Source organism: Mycobacterium asiaticum (assembly GCF_001673635.1).
GTDB lineage: Bacteria > Actinomycetota > Actinomycetes > Mycobacteriales > Mycobacteriaceae > Mycobacterium > Mycobacterium asiaticum_C.
In genome coordinates this window covers 362,039-377,353 of sequence record NZ_LZMH01000069.1, presented here as the reverse complement: position 1 = coordinate 377,353, position 15,315 = coordinate 362,039, and the positions used below count along the sequence as shown (strand labels likewise).

General features: G+C 68.1%; 14 protein-coding genes and 2 pseudogenes. 8 read left to right on the top strand and 8 right to left on the bottom strand.

From position 1 onward, the window contains the following. Positions 1 to 164: 164 nt before the first annotated feature. Entirely contained in the window at positions 165 to 1,700 is a 1,536-nt protein-coding gene (locus A5645_RS20550) for an FAD-dependent oxidoreductase (protein WP_065130824.1), read from the top strand. Positions 1,701 to 1,720: 20 nt separating this feature from the next. On the opposite strand, the gene A5645_RS20545 is transcribed toward A5645_RS20550, so the two are convergent. From A5645_RS20545 to A5645_RS20530, 4 genes and pseudogenes are all read right to left on the bottom strand, one after another. Further along, the gene (locus tag A5645_RS20545) at positions 1,721 to 2,545 is read right to left on the bottom strand and encodes a glycosyltransferase family 2 protein (protein ID WP_065130922.1); all 825 of its coding nucleotides are present in this window, start codon (positions 2,543 to 2,545) and stop codon (positions 1,721 to 1,723) included. Further along, complete coding sequence (locus tag A5645_RS20540) at positions 2,542 to 3,531, bottom strand: glycosyltransferase (protein WP_065130823.1); 990 nt, start codon at positions 3,529 to 3,531, stop codon at positions 2,542 to 2,544. The genes A5645_RS20545 and A5645_RS20540 overlap by 4 nt, the downstream gene beginning before the upstream one ends. Beyond that, positions 3,446 to 4,624, bottom strand: a pseudogene (locus A5645_RS20535) (glycosyltransferase); the annotation flags it as partial. The gene A5645_RS20540 and the pseudogene A5645_RS20535, both read right to left, overlap by 86 nt. Then, complete coding sequence (locus A5645_RS20530; RefSeq protein WP_081288452.1) at positions 4,621 to 5,667, bottom strand: glycosyltransferase family protein; 1,047 nt, start codon at positions 5,665 to 5,667, stop codon at positions 4,621 to 4,623. The pseudogene A5645_RS20535 and the gene A5645_RS20530, both read right to left, overlap by 4 nt. Positions 5,668 to 5,884: 217 nt before the next feature. Here A5645_RS20530 and A5645_RS20525 point away from each other — a divergent pair, with 217 nt between their 5' ends. Continuing rightward, positions 5,885 to 6,724 carry an SDR family oxidoreductase gene (locus A5645_RS20525; RefSeq protein ID WP_065130821.1) on the top strand — a complete coding sequence of 280 codons (840 nt, stop codon included), beginning with the start codon at positions 5,885 to 5,887 and terminating at the stop codon, positions 6,722 to 6,724. A 1-nt stretch (position 6,725) separates the two neighbouring features. Here A5645_RS20525 and A5645_RS20520 read toward each other — a convergent pair whose 3' ends face one another. From A5645_RS20520 to A5645_RS20510, 3 genes are read right to left on the bottom strand one after another with little or no spacing between them, the layout of a single operon-like run. Further along, positions 6,726 to 7,643: a ketopantoate reductase family protein gene (locus tag A5645_RS20520; RefSeq protein ID WP_065130820.1), complete on the bottom strand. Its 918-nt coding sequence runs from the start codon at positions 7,641 to 7,643 to the stop codon at positions 6,726 to 6,728. Positions 7,644 to 7,659: 16 nt separating this feature from the next. Next, complete coding sequence (locus tag A5645_RS20515; RefSeq protein WP_065130819.1) at positions 7,660 to 8,820, bottom strand: enolase C-terminal domain-like protein; 1,161 nt, start codon at positions 8,818 to 8,820, stop codon at positions 7,660 to 7,662. A gap of 5 nt (positions 8,821 to 8,825) precedes the next feature. Further along, positions 8,826 to 9,221 carry a nitroreductase family deazaflavin-dependent oxidoreductase gene (locus A5645_RS20510; protein ID WP_065034448.1) on the bottom strand — a complete coding sequence of 132 codons (396 nt, stop codon included), beginning with the start codon at positions 9,219 to 9,221 and terminating at the stop codon, positions 8,826 to 8,828. Positions 9,222 to 9,319: 98 nt separating this feature from the next. Here A5645_RS20510 and hemL point away from each other — a divergent pair, with 98 nt between their 5' ends. The 4 genes from hemL to A5645_RS20490 are packed head-to-tail and all read left to right on the top strand — an operon-like array spanning position 9,320 to position 12,628. Continuing rightward, the gene (gene hemL, locus A5645_RS20505; RefSeq protein ID WP_065130818.1) at positions 9,320 to 10,639 is read left to right on the top strand and encodes a glutamate-1-semialdehyde 2,1-aminomutase; all 1,320 of its coding nucleotides are present in this window, start codon (positions 9,320 to 9,322) and stop codon (positions 10,637 to 10,639) included. Beyond that, a complete protein-coding gene (locus A5645_RS20500) occupies positions 10,639 to 11,250 on the top strand; it encodes a histidine phosphatase family protein (protein WP_065130817.1) in 612 nt (203 codons plus the stop codon). The genes hemL and A5645_RS20500 overlap by 1 nt, the downstream gene beginning before the upstream one ends. Beyond that, a complete protein-coding gene (locus A5645_RS20495) occupies positions 11,250 to 11,852 on the top strand; it encodes a TlpA disulfide reductase family protein (RefSeq protein WP_065130816.1) in 603 nt (200 codons plus the stop codon). The genes A5645_RS20500 and A5645_RS20495 overlap by 1 nt, the downstream gene beginning before the upstream one ends. Further along, positions 11,849 to 12,628, top strand: a complete 780-nt coding sequence (locus tag A5645_RS20490) for a cytochrome c biogenesis CcdA family protein (RefSeq protein ID WP_065130815.1) — start codon at positions 11,849 to 11,851, stop codon at positions 12,626 to 12,628. The genes A5645_RS20495 and A5645_RS20490 overlap by 4 nt, the downstream gene beginning before the upstream one ends. Here A5645_RS20490 and A5645_RS29460 read toward each other — a convergent pair. Beyond that, a pseudogene (locus A5645_RS29460) lies at positions 12,615 to 12,743 on the bottom strand (hypothetical protein); the annotation flags it as partial. The gene A5645_RS20490 and the pseudogene A5645_RS29460 sit on opposite strands and share 14 nt — an antisense overlap. On the opposite strand from A5645_RS29460, the gene A5645_RS20485 reads away from it, so the two are divergent. Both A5645_RS20485 and ccsB read left to right on the top strand, forming a co-directional pair. Next, complete coding sequence (locus A5645_RS20485) at positions 12,742 to 14,304, top strand: cytochrome c biogenesis protein ResB (RefSeq protein WP_065130814.1); 1,563 nt, start codon at positions 12,742 to 12,744, stop codon at positions 14,302 to 14,304. The pseudogene A5645_RS29460 and the gene A5645_RS20485 overlap by 2 nt on opposite strands. Then, complete coding sequence (ccsB, locus tag A5645_RS20480; protein ID WP_065130813.1) at positions 14,301 to 15,281, top strand: c-type cytochrome biogenesis protein CcsB; 981 nt, start codon at positions 14,301 to 14,303, stop codon at positions 15,279 to 15,281. Before A5645_RS20485 ends, ccsB begins: the two co-directional genes overlap by 4 nt. Positions 15,282 to 15,315 lie beyond the last annotated feature (34 nt).

Below are 15,315 nucleotides of genomic sequence, written 5' to 3'. Positions count from 1 at the left end.
ATACCCCCGCGATTGCACATGAAACATTGTGAAAACCAGAGCTTCACATAACGGATATTCGATTCGCTACCGAGCCGACGCAAGGCGAAATCCCTTGCCATTACGCGAAGTAAATCGGGCCGTCGGCTGTTTCCGCCGCGGCGGGCCGGGGTACCAGAAACGCCATGGTGTCATTGTGGCTTGATAATCGCGGCTCCGTCCCGTGGGCCGACCGAACCTCCCAGAATGTCGGGGGCTCGGCCGATGTCGTCATCGTGGGAGCCGGCATCACCGGTCTGATCACCGCGGTGTTACTGGCCAGGGCGGGTAAGGATGTGTTGGTTCTGGAGGCCCGCACCGTGGCCGCGGGCGCCAGCGGTAACACCACCGCCAAGCTCAGCCTGTTGCAGGGCACCCACTTGAGCAAGATCATCACGCGCCACGGCCGTGGCACCGGGCAGGCCTACGTGCAGGGGAACCGCGAGGGCATGGACTGGGTGCTGCGCCACTGCGATGAGCACGGCATCGACGTGCAACGCGAAGACGCCTACACCTACGCGCAATCGGCCCGCGGCGTGCCCTCGGCACGCGCGGAATGGTTGGCCTGCAGTGCCGTCGGGCTCCCGGTCACCTGGGATGACCGCGCCGACGTCCCGTTCCCCTACCACGGCGGGGTGCGCCTGCCCAACCAGGCTCAGTTCGACCCGGTCCCATTCCTCGACAGCCTGGTCGTGGAGCTGCTCGACCGCGGCGGGCGACTTGTCGAAGGCGCTCGGGTGCGCAAAGTTTCGAGCGAAGGCGATGGTCTGCGGCTGCACGTCAACACCGGCGGAGGCGAGCAGACCGACGAGGGCACCGAGGCTGACGCCGACGTGTTCACCCGGCAATTGGTGCTGGCGACCGGCATCCCGATCCTGGACCGGGGCGGCTATTTCGCCCGGCTGAAGCCCAGCCGGTCCTACTGCATGGCCTACAAAGTGCCGGGTGAGATCACCCGGCCGATGATGATCTCCACCGACTCGCCAACCCGCTCGGTCCGCTACGCGCCCACCGGGGACGGCGAGCTGCTGATAGTGGGCGGCGCCGGGCACACGGTGGGCCGCAAGAAGAGTCCCACCATAGCGCTGGACGAGCTCGACAAATGGACGCGCAAGCACTATCCGGGTGCGGTGCAGACGCATTACTGGTCGGCGCAGGACTACACGCCGATCGACCAGCTGCCGTACGTGGGGCCGATTCTGCCGAACAACGAAAAGATCTTCGTGGCAACGGGTTTCAACAAGTGGGGAATGACCAACGGCCCCGCCGCGGCGTTGGCGCTGTCCAGCCGCATTCTCGGCGGCCGGATGGATTGGGCCGACGCGTTCGCCAGTTGGAGTCCGCACGAGCTGTCGGGCATCACCACCGCGCTGTCAGCCAACCTCGAGGTGGGCTTCAACCTGGCGAAGGGCTGGGTCACGCCGGCAACCCGGATCGGGCGGCCTGAACCGAAGAACGACGAAGGCGGTGTCGTCAGTGGCCCGCCGTGGAATCTGCAGGCCCGCTGCGTGGTCGACGGAGTCGAGCACAAGGTCTCGCCGGTGTGCACGCACCTGGGCGGCATCGTGAATTGGAACGACGCGGACAAGGCATGGGAATGTCCGTTGCACGCATCCCGATTCGCGCCGGACGGCACGCTGCTCGAGGGACCCGCGACGACGGATCTGACCCGGACCAAGTGACCCGGACTAAGTGACCCGGACTAAGTGACTTCCACTCTGCGGGGGGACCCGTCGGCATCGCGGCTGATGAGTCCTTCGGACTCGAATGCGCTCAGCCAGCCACCCATGGGCCACCAGCCCCAGCGCCGATGGAAGATTGCGGCATTGCGCACGATGTCGTCCAGGTGGTCCACGGGTGGATCGGTAACCGGGTGGTATTGGTGGAAGGCGTCCGCTCCGCCCACCCAGCACATCGGGACACCCTGCGCCGCAGCGCATTGCGCAAAGTCGGTGTCCTCGCCGCCGTATCCACGATACTGCTCATAGAATCCGCCGATCCGTCGCCATGTCTGGGCGCGCACGGCGAAAGACAGCGACCAGAACAGCGCGTAGTCCGTCGTGGCCACGACGGTGCCGGGCGCCGGGGCTGGCCGCGCCGGGTGCGGATCACGTTGGTGTCGCAGATCTTTGACGATGTAACCCATCGGCCCGGCCGGCGGCAAATAGGTGACCGGTCCGCACAATAGCGCCTCGCCGTGGTCGTCGGCGGCGCTACGGTACCGCTCGATGAGGTCGCTGCCGGGTATGCAGTCGACGTCAAGGAAGACCAGGAGATCGGCTCCGTTCCGCAGCGCCGCCAAGGCGCCGGCATTGCGTCCCGCTGCCAGCGGCAGTGGGTGGGCAGCCGGGTATTCGAGTACCTCTACCGGTGCGGCCGCGTCGGCGACGGCGTCGGCAATGGTGTTGTCTCCCAGTGCGACGACGATGTGCGTGTCCGGATGCACGGAGCCGGCGGCGAGCCCCTCGAGCTGGCGGCGCAAGTGGGCGGCCCGGCCGTGCACGATGGTGACGACGGCCGTCTTCACCGGGCGCGCGCCCTGCACCGCAGTGCCGTCGATTCGATCGCGGCGGCGGCGCGCTGCGCTGCGCCGGCTACCTGCCAGCGTTGCCACCGCTGCGGATTTCGGGCCCGGGCGTGCGTCAGCAGCGCCGGCCAGGCGCGCTCGTCCGGCCAGTCTTGCGCCACCACGGCGAGCTGATGCCGCCGTAGCATCACAGCGGTGGCCTGCTGCTCGTCGAACGGGCGGGCCTGAGGGATCACGATGGCGGGGCGTTGCGCCGCGGCGATATCGGCAACGCAGCTCTGTCCCGCGTGCGTGACAACGACGTCCGCGGCGCGAATCTCCGGCCACGGGTCGTCTTTCCACGAGCCGTTGCTGCCGCCCAACGCCGTCCAGGTCCAGCCGGGAATTGATGAGTCGCAACCGGATCCGAAGTCACCGCCGGTTCCGCCAAGGACGAGCACGCGCCCGTCATCCGTGCTTTTCAAGTCGTCCCGGCGACCCTCGAATCGGCTGATACCGCCGACATAGCTCGTCTTGTCGTCGTACTGCTTGAGCCAGGCGGGCACGCACAACGCCTTCGGCCACGCGGCCAGGATGTGGTCAGCGATCCGGTGCACCAGCAAATGCGGTGCATCGGTACGCTTTCCGGGCAGGGCTACGACGACCACCGGTGTGCCGAGTAGCCGGACGAACATTGCGACCTCCACCGAGACGTCGACGACCACGACTTCGGGTTGCGCGTCGGCGACCCAATGGGCGATCGCGCTCATCCGGGCGCTGAATCCCGCATCGTGGTGCGGCGCCCAATGCAGTGCACCGTGCGCGGTGGGTTCGCGCACCTCTTCCGCGTGGTCGTCGCGGGGCAACTTGACGATCGCTGAAAATGGATGCGCGCCTTCGATGTTCAGCGAGGTAAGCGCCGTCACCGGCCTGCGCAGCTGGGCGCAGATACTGCTGGCCCGGGCCAGATGGCCGAAGCCGTGGTGGTGGATGTAATAGCCGATCATTCATTCAGTTCCGCAGCGCCACGTCGTTGATCATGTTCCGGTACAGGTCGGCGTACGCGGTGACCATGGCTGTCGCCGAGCAGTGCCGGATGGCACGCTCGCGCACCCGCTTTCGCGGCAGCCGGACCGTCGAGTCGATCGCCGCCGCCATAGCGGCAATGTCGCCTGGGGGCACCAGTCGGCCTGAGTCGTCGTCGATGAGCTCCGGGATGCCGCCGCGCGCGAAGGCCACCACCGGGGTGCCACACGACATCGCTTCCGCGACGACCAGACCGTAGGGTTCGTCCCATGCCGGTGTCGCCAGTGCCGTGCAGGACTCACCTACCAGGCGAGCCAGTTGTTGATGGTCGAGGTGACCGGCGTAACTGATGCTGCCGCGCAGCTGCGGCACAATCCGCTCGACGAAGTAACTTTCATCGGAGATGGGGCCGGCCAGAAGCAGTGGGCGGTCCGCCTGTCGGGCCGCGGCGATCGCCAGATGTGGTGCCTTCTCGGCGGTGATCCGCCCGAACCAGACCAGAGCCGGCCCACCCGGACCGAGCGGCCACATTCGCGTGTCGACTCCGTTGGGGACCACGGCCATATCGTCGATGACCTTGCGCCAGGCATCCGCGGTGTGCCGGGACACCGCGCTGAATCGGGTGCCTCGCCCCGCGGCTGCGTCGATCGCGGATTCCAGCCATGGGGTCGGTGGAGTGTGCACGGTGGTCAGCATCGGAATGGGCAGGGCAGGAGCCATCGCCACCGGCAGGTAATGCAGGCTGTGATTGTGGATCACGTCGAATTGCCGGGCGCCCGGCCCTGCGAGCCACAGCATCAACGACAGGTAGGCGTGGTGGTCCGACATAAAGGCCACGCCGGGCATCGAAATGTCATGGCGCGCCGACTCGGACAGTTCGAGGAAGCGCACCGCCAGGCTCTCGCAGCCCGGGGCCAGGTCGGAGCCGGGAGCGGCGAACAGCGATACCCGATGCCCGCGCGACGCGAGGGCGCGGGACAGGTGACTGACGTGGGCCTCCAGTCCACCGGCGAAGGGTTCCCGAATCGGGAACCGATTCGAGGCAATCACCGCCACCCGCAGCGGATTCGTCATACCAGCACGCTCCGGTAGATCTCGCGGTGCGCAGCGGCCAGTCGCCGGCGCTCGGCGAGGCGGTCCTGCCACCGGGCGCGGTGACCGGATTGTCCTGCGGCCCAACGCTCGTGGGCCGCGCGGATCGCCCGATCCAAGGACAGCTCGTTGAAGTGATCCTCACCCAGGTCGAACACGTGACAGGGTCGCTGTTCACCGTAGAACCCGCAGCTGGGCACCACCACCGCGGTGCCCAGGTCGAAACACGCCTCCAGCCAGCCGGAGTGGGTGCCGAACCGGTACGGCAACACCGATACCGTCAGCGAAGCGAGATAATCCCAGAGTTCGTCGTCGGAGAAATACGGATGTACTCGGACGTCGACGTGGGCGTGGCGGTCGTAGTCCAGCAAGGCTTTGCCGGCCTCGGGGGAGAACCAATAGTTGGCCGGATCGAAGATTTCATCGTGCAGGTTGATCCGCAGGGTCGCATCCGGCAGTGACGACGTGATCTCGGTCAGCGCGGCCACCACGGGCAGCGGATCCATGTTGGCGCGCAGACTCTTTGCGTGCACGCCGACCACGAAGCGGCGCTCGCGTGCGCGGGGATGCTCGATACGGTCCCGGTCCAGGACATGGGGGTGCGGCAATACCCGGGCCTGCCGCTGCCACCGGCGCCAGATCTCCCGGGCCGCACCGGGCGTCAGCGTGATCAGTTCGTCCGCGGCGGCGATCAGCACGTTCTGCTGCTCGACATGCGCCGCTGGCTCCCCGTGATGCGGATTGCGCAGGTCGTGCACCGTGTACACGAACGGCTTGTCGTGCATTTTGAGTTCCTGGACCACTTCGGTCAGCACCTCGGGACCCGTGGCGTCGAAACCGAAGTGGACGTGGAACACGTCGAAATCCTCGTGATGATCACTCACCCAACCTGGCTCCAGCATCAACGGTGGCCACCAGCCGCCCGGCACCGTGCGACCGTCGACGGGAACCGGGTCGTCAAGTCGCACAACGTTGTCGGTAGCGGGGTCGGCAAGGTGGCGCACGTAGACGTGGGAACCTGGCACCGAAGCGACCCGCAGCAACGACGTTCACCCCCAAGGCATGGTGAGGTGCTGGGTTCATTCCAGTGGTGGAGCCCAGCGACGAAAGCGTTCCTGACTGCTGAAGAACGAGCGAGTGCTGACATACCCGGGAGTCGAAGCGTCAAACGTGGTTTACCGGAGGAGTCAGGGGCTATCCAGCTATGCCTCAGCGACTCGACACATCCGGAAAGGAACGGGCATGGGATTTCCCGAGCAGCAGCAGGACGTTCCCGGCATGCAGAGCCGAATGGACCCGGTTCCCGATTGCGGGGAAGACAGTTACCGGGGCTCGGGAAGGCTGACCGGCAAGAGCGCGATCATCACCGGAGGCGATAGCGGGATCGGCCGTGCGGTGGCCATCGCATTCGCCCGGGAAGGCGCCGACGTGCTGATCTCGTACCTGAACGAGGACGAGGACGCCCGGGACGTTGCGCGTTACGTCGAAGAGGCCGGGCGCAAGTGCGTCCTGGTGCCCGGCGACCTGTCCGACCCAAAGCACTGTCGCGCGGTCGTGGACCGCGCCGTCGCGGAATTCGGCCGCATCGACGTGCTGGTCAACAACGCCGCCTACCAGATGATGCATGACGAGCTCGACGAGATCTCCGATGAGGAGTGGGACCACACGTTCAAGTTGAACGTCGGGGCGTACTTCTACCTGACCAAGGCGGCCCTGCCGCACATGGGGCGAGGCGCGTCGATCATCGGAAGTTCGTCGGTCAACTCCGACGCGCCCAACCCGAAGCTGGCGCCCTACGCCGCGACGAAGGCGGCCATCGCCAACTTCTCGGCGAGTCTCGCTCAGCTTCTGGGCCCCAAGGGGATTCGGGTGAACAGCGTGGCACCCGGCCCGGTGTGGACGCCGCTGATCCCCGCGACCATGCCGGCCGAGAAGGTGGAGTCGTTCGGGGATAACGTGCCGCTGGGCCGTGCGGGACAGCCCGCGGAACTGGCCCCGGTGTATGTGCTGCTCGCCTCGGACGATGCGAGTTACGTATCCGGCGCGCGGGTCGCGGTGACCGGCGGCAGGCCCATTCTCTAGCTCAACTCCACTGCCGCTCGATCGTCTTGACCAAGGCGGTCACGGTGGCGTTCACCGGTGCCTCGACGCCGACCCGAGCGCCCTGACGGGGGATCGCGCCGTTGATGACGTCGATCTCGCTGACCCGGCGCGCCTCGTGGTCCAGCAGCGCCGAAGGTTTGGCGTTCGGCATCGCGGCCCCGAAATCCCGGACGTGCGCGACCGGATCGGTGACGGCGATCCCAATTCCCAACGCGCGTGCGACGTTCCATGCCTCCGTGGCCGCTGCCCGGCTGACCGGGCCCATCTCCGGATCGTCCATCAGCTCTCCGACGGTGAGGTGGGTCAGCGCGCACGGCCCGCTGTAGGCGACGTTGCAGATCAGCTTCTCCCACTGCATCGCGGCGATGTCGGTGACCGCGGCCGCCTCGAACCCGGCCTGAGTCCAGATGGTGGCGATCGAGTGAACCGTGTTCTGCGGCAACGAGGAATAGGCGCCGAAGCGCATCGCGCGCATGGCGTTGTGGTGCACGTGGCCGGGCCCGAGCCGGGCGGCACCGAACCCGCTGGCGATGCCGACCGCCACCCGCTGCTCTCCGACGATGCCGGCGACCGTGTCGGCCGAGCCGAGCCCGTTCTGGATCGTCAGTACCGGCGTATCCGGTCCCAGCATCGGAAGCGCCTGCTGTGCAGCGGTTGTCACGTCGGCGGCCTTCACGGCGAGCACGATCAGGTCCATCGTTTCGGCGGGTGCGGCGGTCGCGGCGCGCAGTGGCACCGTGTCGTCGTAACCGGGACCGCTCACCCGCAGCCCGTTGCGGGTGATATGAGCGACGCTGGCTTCGGAGCGGTCGACGACCAACACCTCGTCACCCGCCATGGCCAGTCTGGCGGCGTAGATGGATCCCATTGCACCGCAACCGATTATGGCGATCTTCAACAGTGCGCTCCCCGGCTCATGTGGTCATCTCGGCAATCACCTGGGCCAGGCCGGACTTCTGCTCCAGCCCGAATCCCGGCGCGTCCGTCGGCGCGATCCGACCGTCGGCCAGGGTGCAGCCCGCCGAGTAACCGCCGAACGGCTGGAATACTCCCGGATACGACTCGCACCCGCCCAATCCCAGGCCGGCCGCGATGTGCAGGTTGATCAGGTGCCCGCCGTGCGGAAAGGCGCGCCGCCGGTCGAAGCCGTGCGCCTCCAGCACCCCGAGCATGAGCGCGTACTCGCCCAGACCGTAGCTCAGCCCGGCGTCCATCTGGAAAACATCGCGGCCCGGCCGCATACCGCCGTAGCGAAGGAGATTCGTGACATCCGGTACCGAGAACAGGTTCTCACCGGTGGCCACCGCACCCTCATAGCAGGCCGTCACAGCGCTGTTGAGCTCGAAATCCAGTGGGTCGCCGGGCTCCTCGTACCAGCGCAGCCCGTACGGCGCCAACGCCGTCGCCCACCGCAACGCGGCCGCGCGGTCGAACCTGCCGTTCGCGTCGACCGCCACCCGTTGGCCGGCGCCGACGATGTCGATGGCCGCCTCGATGCGCGCGGTGTCCTCACGTACGTCCGCGCCGCCGATCTTGATCTTGACGGCGTCGTAGCCCTGTTCCAGGTAACCGCGGATCTCGTCGCGCAGGCCGTCGACGCCGCGGTCGGGGTAGTAATAGCCGCCGGCCGCGTACACCGGCACCGCATCGGCGGGCTCCCGTCCGAAGCGGCGCGCGATCGTGGCGAAGGCGGGCTCGTCATCGAGCTTGGCGAGCAGATCCCAGCAGGCCAACTCCAGCGCCGCGGCCGCCGCGGCGCGGTCACCGTGTCCGCCGGGCTTCTCGTCGGTAAGGGCGCGGGCTGCGACGGCGCTCGGGTCAAGGCGCCCAGTCTCGTCCAGCAGCGTCTCGGGTGGCGCCGCCAGAACCCGCGGGATCAGGCGATCGCGCAGGATGCCGCTCTGGGCGAACCGGCCGATCGAGTCGAAGGCCACCCCCACCACCGGCTTGCCCGCCCGCACGACGTCGGTCACCAGCGCGACCAGCGACACCGTGTGGCTGGCGAAGCTCACAACCGCGTTGGCGGGTGCGCCCTCGAGGCCGACCGGCCGCTCGAGGATCGCTGTGATCCGCATCGCGCTCAGGAAGTCCGGTCGAGCAACAGCACTTCCTCGAAGGGCAGCGCGCCGAACACCGACTTCCAGGCTCCGTCTACCTGCTGGGCCGCTTCATCCTTGCTGACCACCCGCGGGTTACTGACCCCGAACGTCTTGGCCCTGCGTCGCACCTGTGCGCCGCCGGCCGCCCGGATGTTCTTCAGCCAGTCCCGGTCGGGGCCATAGGCCAGCGGAATCGCCAGGCCAGGCGTGCCGTCGGTACTGGTGTAGAAGGCATTCACCGGAGTGCGGTAGGCCTTGCCTGAACGCCGGCCGACATGCTCGACAATCGCGAAAGGTGGTAGCCAGCCCGCCCACATGCGCTGGATGGGGTTGGTCACGTAGCGGTTGATCCGGGCGAGGCGTTGGGGAAATCGCATGATCGCCATCCAACTCGCCGGCCCCGGGCAAGGACAACCCGAGTGATCTCTTACACCCTGTAGTTGAACGAGCCGCGGGGGCTGGGACACTAGTCGTCATGGGGACTGACCAGGTGAAGGCGCAGACTCGCGCGTCCGCGCAGCTGTTCGCCGATGCCTGCGCGGTGATCCCTGGCGGCGTGAACTCCCCGGTCCGGGCGTTCAACGCGGTGGGCGGCACCCCGCGCTTCATCACGGAGGCACAGGGCTGCCGGCTCACCGACGCCGATGGCAATACCTACGTCGACCTGGTCTGCTCCTGGGGTCCGATGATCCTGGGCCACGCGCATCCCGCGGTGGTTGAGGCCGTCGCCACCGCGGCTGCCCACGGCCTGTCCTTCGGCGCCCCCACACCCGCCGAGACCGAGCTGGCTGCCGAGATCATCGGACGGGTCGCGCCCGTCGAGCGGCTCAGGCTGGTGAACTCCGGCACCGAGGCCACCATGAGCGCGATCAGGTTGGCGCGCGGATTCACCGGCCGGCCCAAGATCATCAAGTTCTCCGGCTGCTACCACGGGCACGCCGACGCACTGCTGGCCGACGCGGGCTCGGGTGTGGCCACCCTGGGTCTGCCGTCCTCGCCCGGCGTCACCGGCGCGGCGGCGGCGGACACGATTGTGTTGCCCTACAACGACATCGATGCGGTTCGGGAAGCGTTCGCGGCGCACGGTGAGCTGATCGCCGCGGTGATCACCGAGGCCAGCCCGGGCAACATGGGCGTGGTCCCGCCGGCGCTCGGCTACAACGCGGCGCTGCGCACGATCACCGCCGAGCACGGCGCGCTGCTGATTTCCGATGAGGTGATGACGGGCTTCCGGGTCAGCCGAAGTGGTTGGTACGGAATCGATCCCGTCGACGCGGACCTGTTCACCTTCGGCAAGGTGATGAGCGGCGGGCTGCCGGCCGCGGCGTTCGGCGGCCGGGCCGCGGTGATGGAGAAGCTGGCGCCGCTGGGGCCGGTGTATCAGGCCGGCACCCTGTCGGGAAACCCGGTGGCGATGGCGGCCGGATTGGCGACGTTGCGGGCCGCCGACGACGCGGTGTACGCCGCGCTGGACGCCAACGCCGACCGGCTGGCCGCGCTGCTGGCCGATGCGCTTACCAATGCCGGTGTAGCACACCAGATTCCGCGGGCCGGAAACATGTTGAGCGTATTCTTCTCCGAGACGCCGGTGACCGATTTCGCGGCCGCACGCGCCAGCCAGACCTGGCGTTTCCCGCCGTTCTTTCATGCGTTACTCGACGCGGGGGTCTACCCGCCGTGCAGTGCATTCGAGGCCTGGTTCGTCTCCGCGGCGCTGGATGACGACGCCTTCGACCGGATCGCGAACGCTCTACCCGCCGCGGCCCAAGCCGCGGCACAGGAGGAAAAACCCTGATGGCCGAGACAACCCGGGTGCACGTGGTGCGCCACGGTGAGGTGCACAACCCCTCCGGGGTCCTGTACGGGCGGCTGCCCGGATTCCGGCTGTCCGAGACCGGTGCGGCGCAGGCCGCCGCTGTCGCCGACTTCCTGGCCGACCGGGACATCGTCGCGGTGATCGCATCCCCACTGCAGCGGGCGCAGGAGACCGCCGCGCCGATCGCCGCCCGGCACAACCTGCCAGTGGACACCGACCCCGACTTGATCGAATCGGCCAACTTCTTCGAAGGCCGCCGGGTCGGCCCGGGTGACGGGGCGTGGCGCGATCCGCGGGTGTGGTGGCAGCTGCGCAACCCGTTCACGCCGTCCTGGGGAGAGCCGTACATCGAGATCGCGACCCGGATGGCTACCGCGGCGGATAAGGCGCGGGTGCGCGCCGCCGGCCACGAGGCGGTGTGCGTCAGCCATCAGCTGCCGGTGTGGACGCTGCGCATGCACCTGACCGGCAACAAGCTGTGGCACGACCCGCGAAAGCGGGAATGCGGCTTGGCCTCGGTGACGTCGCTGGTCTACGACGGTGACCGGCTGGTCGACGTGGAGTACTCCGAACCGGCGGCGCCTCGATAATGCGATGGCTGATCGCCGCGGCGGTGCTGATGGGTGTGCTCACCGGGTGCTCCGGGCGCGACGCCGTCGCGCAGGGCGGCACCTTCGAGTTCGTCTCCCCGGGCGGTAAGACCGACATCTTCTACGACCCGCCCGAAAGCCGCGGCCGACCCGGTGCACTGTCCGGGCCCAGCCTCCTGGACCCGGCCCGCACCCTGTCTTTGGACGACTTCCGCGGTCAGGTTGTCGTCGTCAACGTGTGGGGCCAGTGGTGCGGCCCGTGCCGCGCCGAGATAACCCAGCTGCAACGGGTGTACGACGCGACTCGCGAGTCCGGTGTCTCGTTTCTGGGGATCGACGTCCGCGACAACAGCCGCGACGCCGCGCAGGACTTCGTCACCGACCGGCACGTGACCTTTCCATCGATCTACGACCCGCCGATGCGCAGCCTGATCGCGTTCGGCGGCAAGTATCCGACCACCGTCATCCCGTCGACATTGGTGCTGGACCGGCAACACCGGGTGGCCGCGGTGTTCCTGCGCGAGCTGTTGGCCGAGGACCTGCAGCCGGTCGTCCAACGGGTCGCCGCGGAGGCTCCGGCACCGACGCCGGGACCGCAATGACCGGCTTCGCCAACATCGCCGCCGCCGGGCCGCTGATTGTGGCCCTGGGCGCGTGCCTGCTCGCCGGGCTGGTGTCGTTCGCGTCGCCGTGCGTGGTGCCGCTGGTGCCGGGCTACCTGTCCTACCTGGCGGCCGTGGTCGGAGTGGACGAGGCAGACGGTCGGGGCACCCTGAAGGCCCCGCCCGCGGCGCGCTGGCGAGTCGCGGGCTCCGCGCTGCTCTTCGTCGCCGGGTTCACCACGGTGTTCGTGCTGGGCACGGTCGTGGTGCTGGGCATGACCACCGCGCTGATCACCAACCAACTGCTACTGCAGCGCATCGGCGGCGTGCTGACCATCGTGATGGGATTGGTGTTCATTGGGCTGATCCCGGCCCTGCAACGCCAGGCCCGGTTCACGCCGCGGCAGCTGACCACGGTGGCAGGTGCGCCGCTGCTCGGCGCGGTGTTCGCGCTGGGCTGGACCCCGTGTCTTGGGCCCACCCTGACCGGCGTGATCACCGTCGCCTCAGCCACCGACGGCGCGAACGTGGCGCGGGGGATCGCTTTGGTGATCGCCTACTGCCTGGGATTGGGGATTCCGTTCGTGTTGCTGGCGTTCGGTTCGGCGCAAGCGGTCGCGGGCCTGGGCTGGCTGCGCCGCCACACGCGAGCGATCCAGATCTTCGGCGGCACGCTGCTGATCGCCGTCGGTGCGGCCCTGGTCACCGGGGTGTGGAACGACTTCGTGTCCTGGCTGCGCGATGCATTTGTCTCCGACGTCAGGCTGCCCATCTGATGGCGCCAGAGCTCCCGCGAGCAGACGCGAAAGCACCCAAAATGGCACATTTTGGGGTGCTTTTGCGTCTGCTCACCCAAAAAGGGCGCAACACTTGGCGGTCGCTGACGTCCATGGGGACCGCGCTGGTCTTGCTCTTCCTGCTCGCGCTCGGCGCGATTCCCGGCGCCCTGTTGCCGCAGCGGAGCCTCAACGCCGGCAAGGTCGACGAATACCTGCACACCCACCCGATGATCGGACCGTGGCTCGACGAGCTACAGGCGTTCGACGTGTTCTCCAGCTTCTGGTTCACCGCCATCTACGTCCTGCTGTTCGTGTCCCTGGTCGGCTGCCTGACGCCGCGGATCCTCGAGCACGCACGCAGTCTGCGGGCCACCCCGGTGGCCGCGCCGCGCAATCTGGCCCGGTTGCCCAAACACGCCGAGGCCGAAGTCGTCGGCGACCCCGAAAGCCTGGCCGCCACCATCACCGGCCGGCTGCGCGGCTGGCGCACCGCGACCAGACGCCACGGCGACACGGTCGAGGTGTCCGCGGAGAAGGGCTACCTGCGCGAGTTCGGCAACCTGGTCTTCCACTTCTCGCTGCTGGGCTTGCTGGTCGCGGTCGCCGCCGGAAAGCTGTTCGGCTACGAGGGCAACGTGATCGTCATCGCCGACGGCGGCCCCGGCTTCTGCTCGGCTACGCCGGCCGCGTTCGACTCGTTCCGCGCCGGCAACACCGTCGACGGCACCTCGCTGCACCCGGTCTGCCTGCGCGTCAACGACTTTCAGGCCCACTACCTGCCGTCGGGGCAGGCCACCTCGTTCGCCGCCGACATCGCCTACCAGGCCGGCGACGACCTCACGTCGAACACCTGGCGGCCCTACCGGCTCGAGGTGAACCACCCGCTGCGCATCGGCGGGGACCGGGTGTACCTGCAGGGCCACGGCTATGCCCCCACCTTCACGGTGACGTTCCCGAACGGGCAGGCCAGGACCTCGACGGTGCAGTGGCGGCCGGACAACCCGCAGACCCTGCTGTCGTCTGGCGTCGCGCGCATCGACCCCCCGGCCGGCAGCTATCCGACCGCCGAGGAGCGGCGCAAACACCAGATCGCGATCCAGGGGTTGCTGGCACCCACCGAGCAGCTCGACGGCACCCTGCTGTCGTCACGCTTCCCAGCGCTCAATGACCCCGCGGTGGCCATCGACATCTACCGCGGCGACACCGGCCTGGACACCGGGCGGCCGCAGTCGCTGTTCAACCTGGATCCCCGCCTGATCGAACAAGGCCGGCTGACCAAGGAGAAGCGGGTCAACTTGCGCGTCGGGGAGCAGGTGCGCATCGACCAGGGCCCGGCGGCGGGCACCACGGTCCGCTTCGATGGCGCCATACCGTTCGTCAACCTGCAGGTATCGCACGATCCCGGGCAGATCTGGGTGCTGGTCTTTGCGATCACCATGATGGCCGGGCTGCTGGTGTCACTACTTATCCGCCGGCGCCGGGTGTGGGTTCGTCTCACACCGGCAGGGGAGCCTCAAGGTACGGTCAACGTCGAACTGGGCGGCCTGGCGCGTACCGACAACTCCGGATGGGGTGACGAGTTCGAGCGGCTGACCGAGCGGTTGACGGCAGGGTTGGGCGAATCCAGCGCGCCCACCGGAATCCCCGCCAAGGCCGGAAGGGACCTCACATGAATACCCAGCACGTGAACATCGGGCTGGCCCGCTACTCCGACTGGGCCTTCACCTCCGCGGTGGTGGCGCTCGTGGTTGCGCTGCTGCTGCTGGCCTGCGAACTGGCCTACGTGCGCACCCGGAAACTCGAACCGGCGGCTGTCGGAAGCAGGGGCGGCGCCGTCACCACCGACAGCGCCACCCCCGGCGTCGTCGCGGACACTCCGAGCCGGCCGTTCGACGAACGCGTCGGCCGCGCCGGTCTCGCCGTCCTCTACCTCGGCATTGCCCTGCTGTTGGGCTGCATCGTGCTGCGCGGCCTGGCCACCATGCGGGTGCCCTGGGGCAACATGTACGAGTTCATCAACCTGACCTGCCTGTCCGGGCTGGTTGCCGGTGCCGTCGTGCTACGCCGCCCGCAGTACCGGCCGTTGTGGGTGTTCCTGCTGCTCCCGGTGCTGATCCTGCTGACCGTGTCCGGCCGCTGGCTCTACGCCAACGCGGCACCTGTGATGCCGGCCCTGCAGTCGTACTGGCTGCCCATCCACGTCTCGGTGGTCAGCCTCGGCTCGGGCGTGTTCCTGGTGGCGGGCATCGCCAGCATCCTGTTTCTGCTGCGCACCTCGCGGCTGGGCGAACCGGGTGCCGAGGGCCAACTGGCGCGGCTGGTGCACCGCTTTCCCGACGCGCAGACGCTCGACCGGATCGCTTACCGAACCACCATCTTCGCCTTCCCGGTGTTCGGCTTCGGGGTCATCTTCGGTGCGATCTGGGCCGAGGAAGCCTGGGGCCGGTACTGGGGCTGGGACCCCAAAGAAACCGTGTCGTTCATCGCATGGGTGGTGTACGCCGCCTACCTCCATGCCAGGTCAACGGCCGGTTGGCGGGATCGCAAGGCGGCCTGGATCAACGTCGCCGGGTTCGTGGCCATGGTCTTCAATCTGTTCTTCGTTAACCTGGTGACCGTTGGCCTGCACTCGTATGCGGGCGTGGGCTGACCCGAGCGTGACCGACCCGAACAAGCGGGCAACA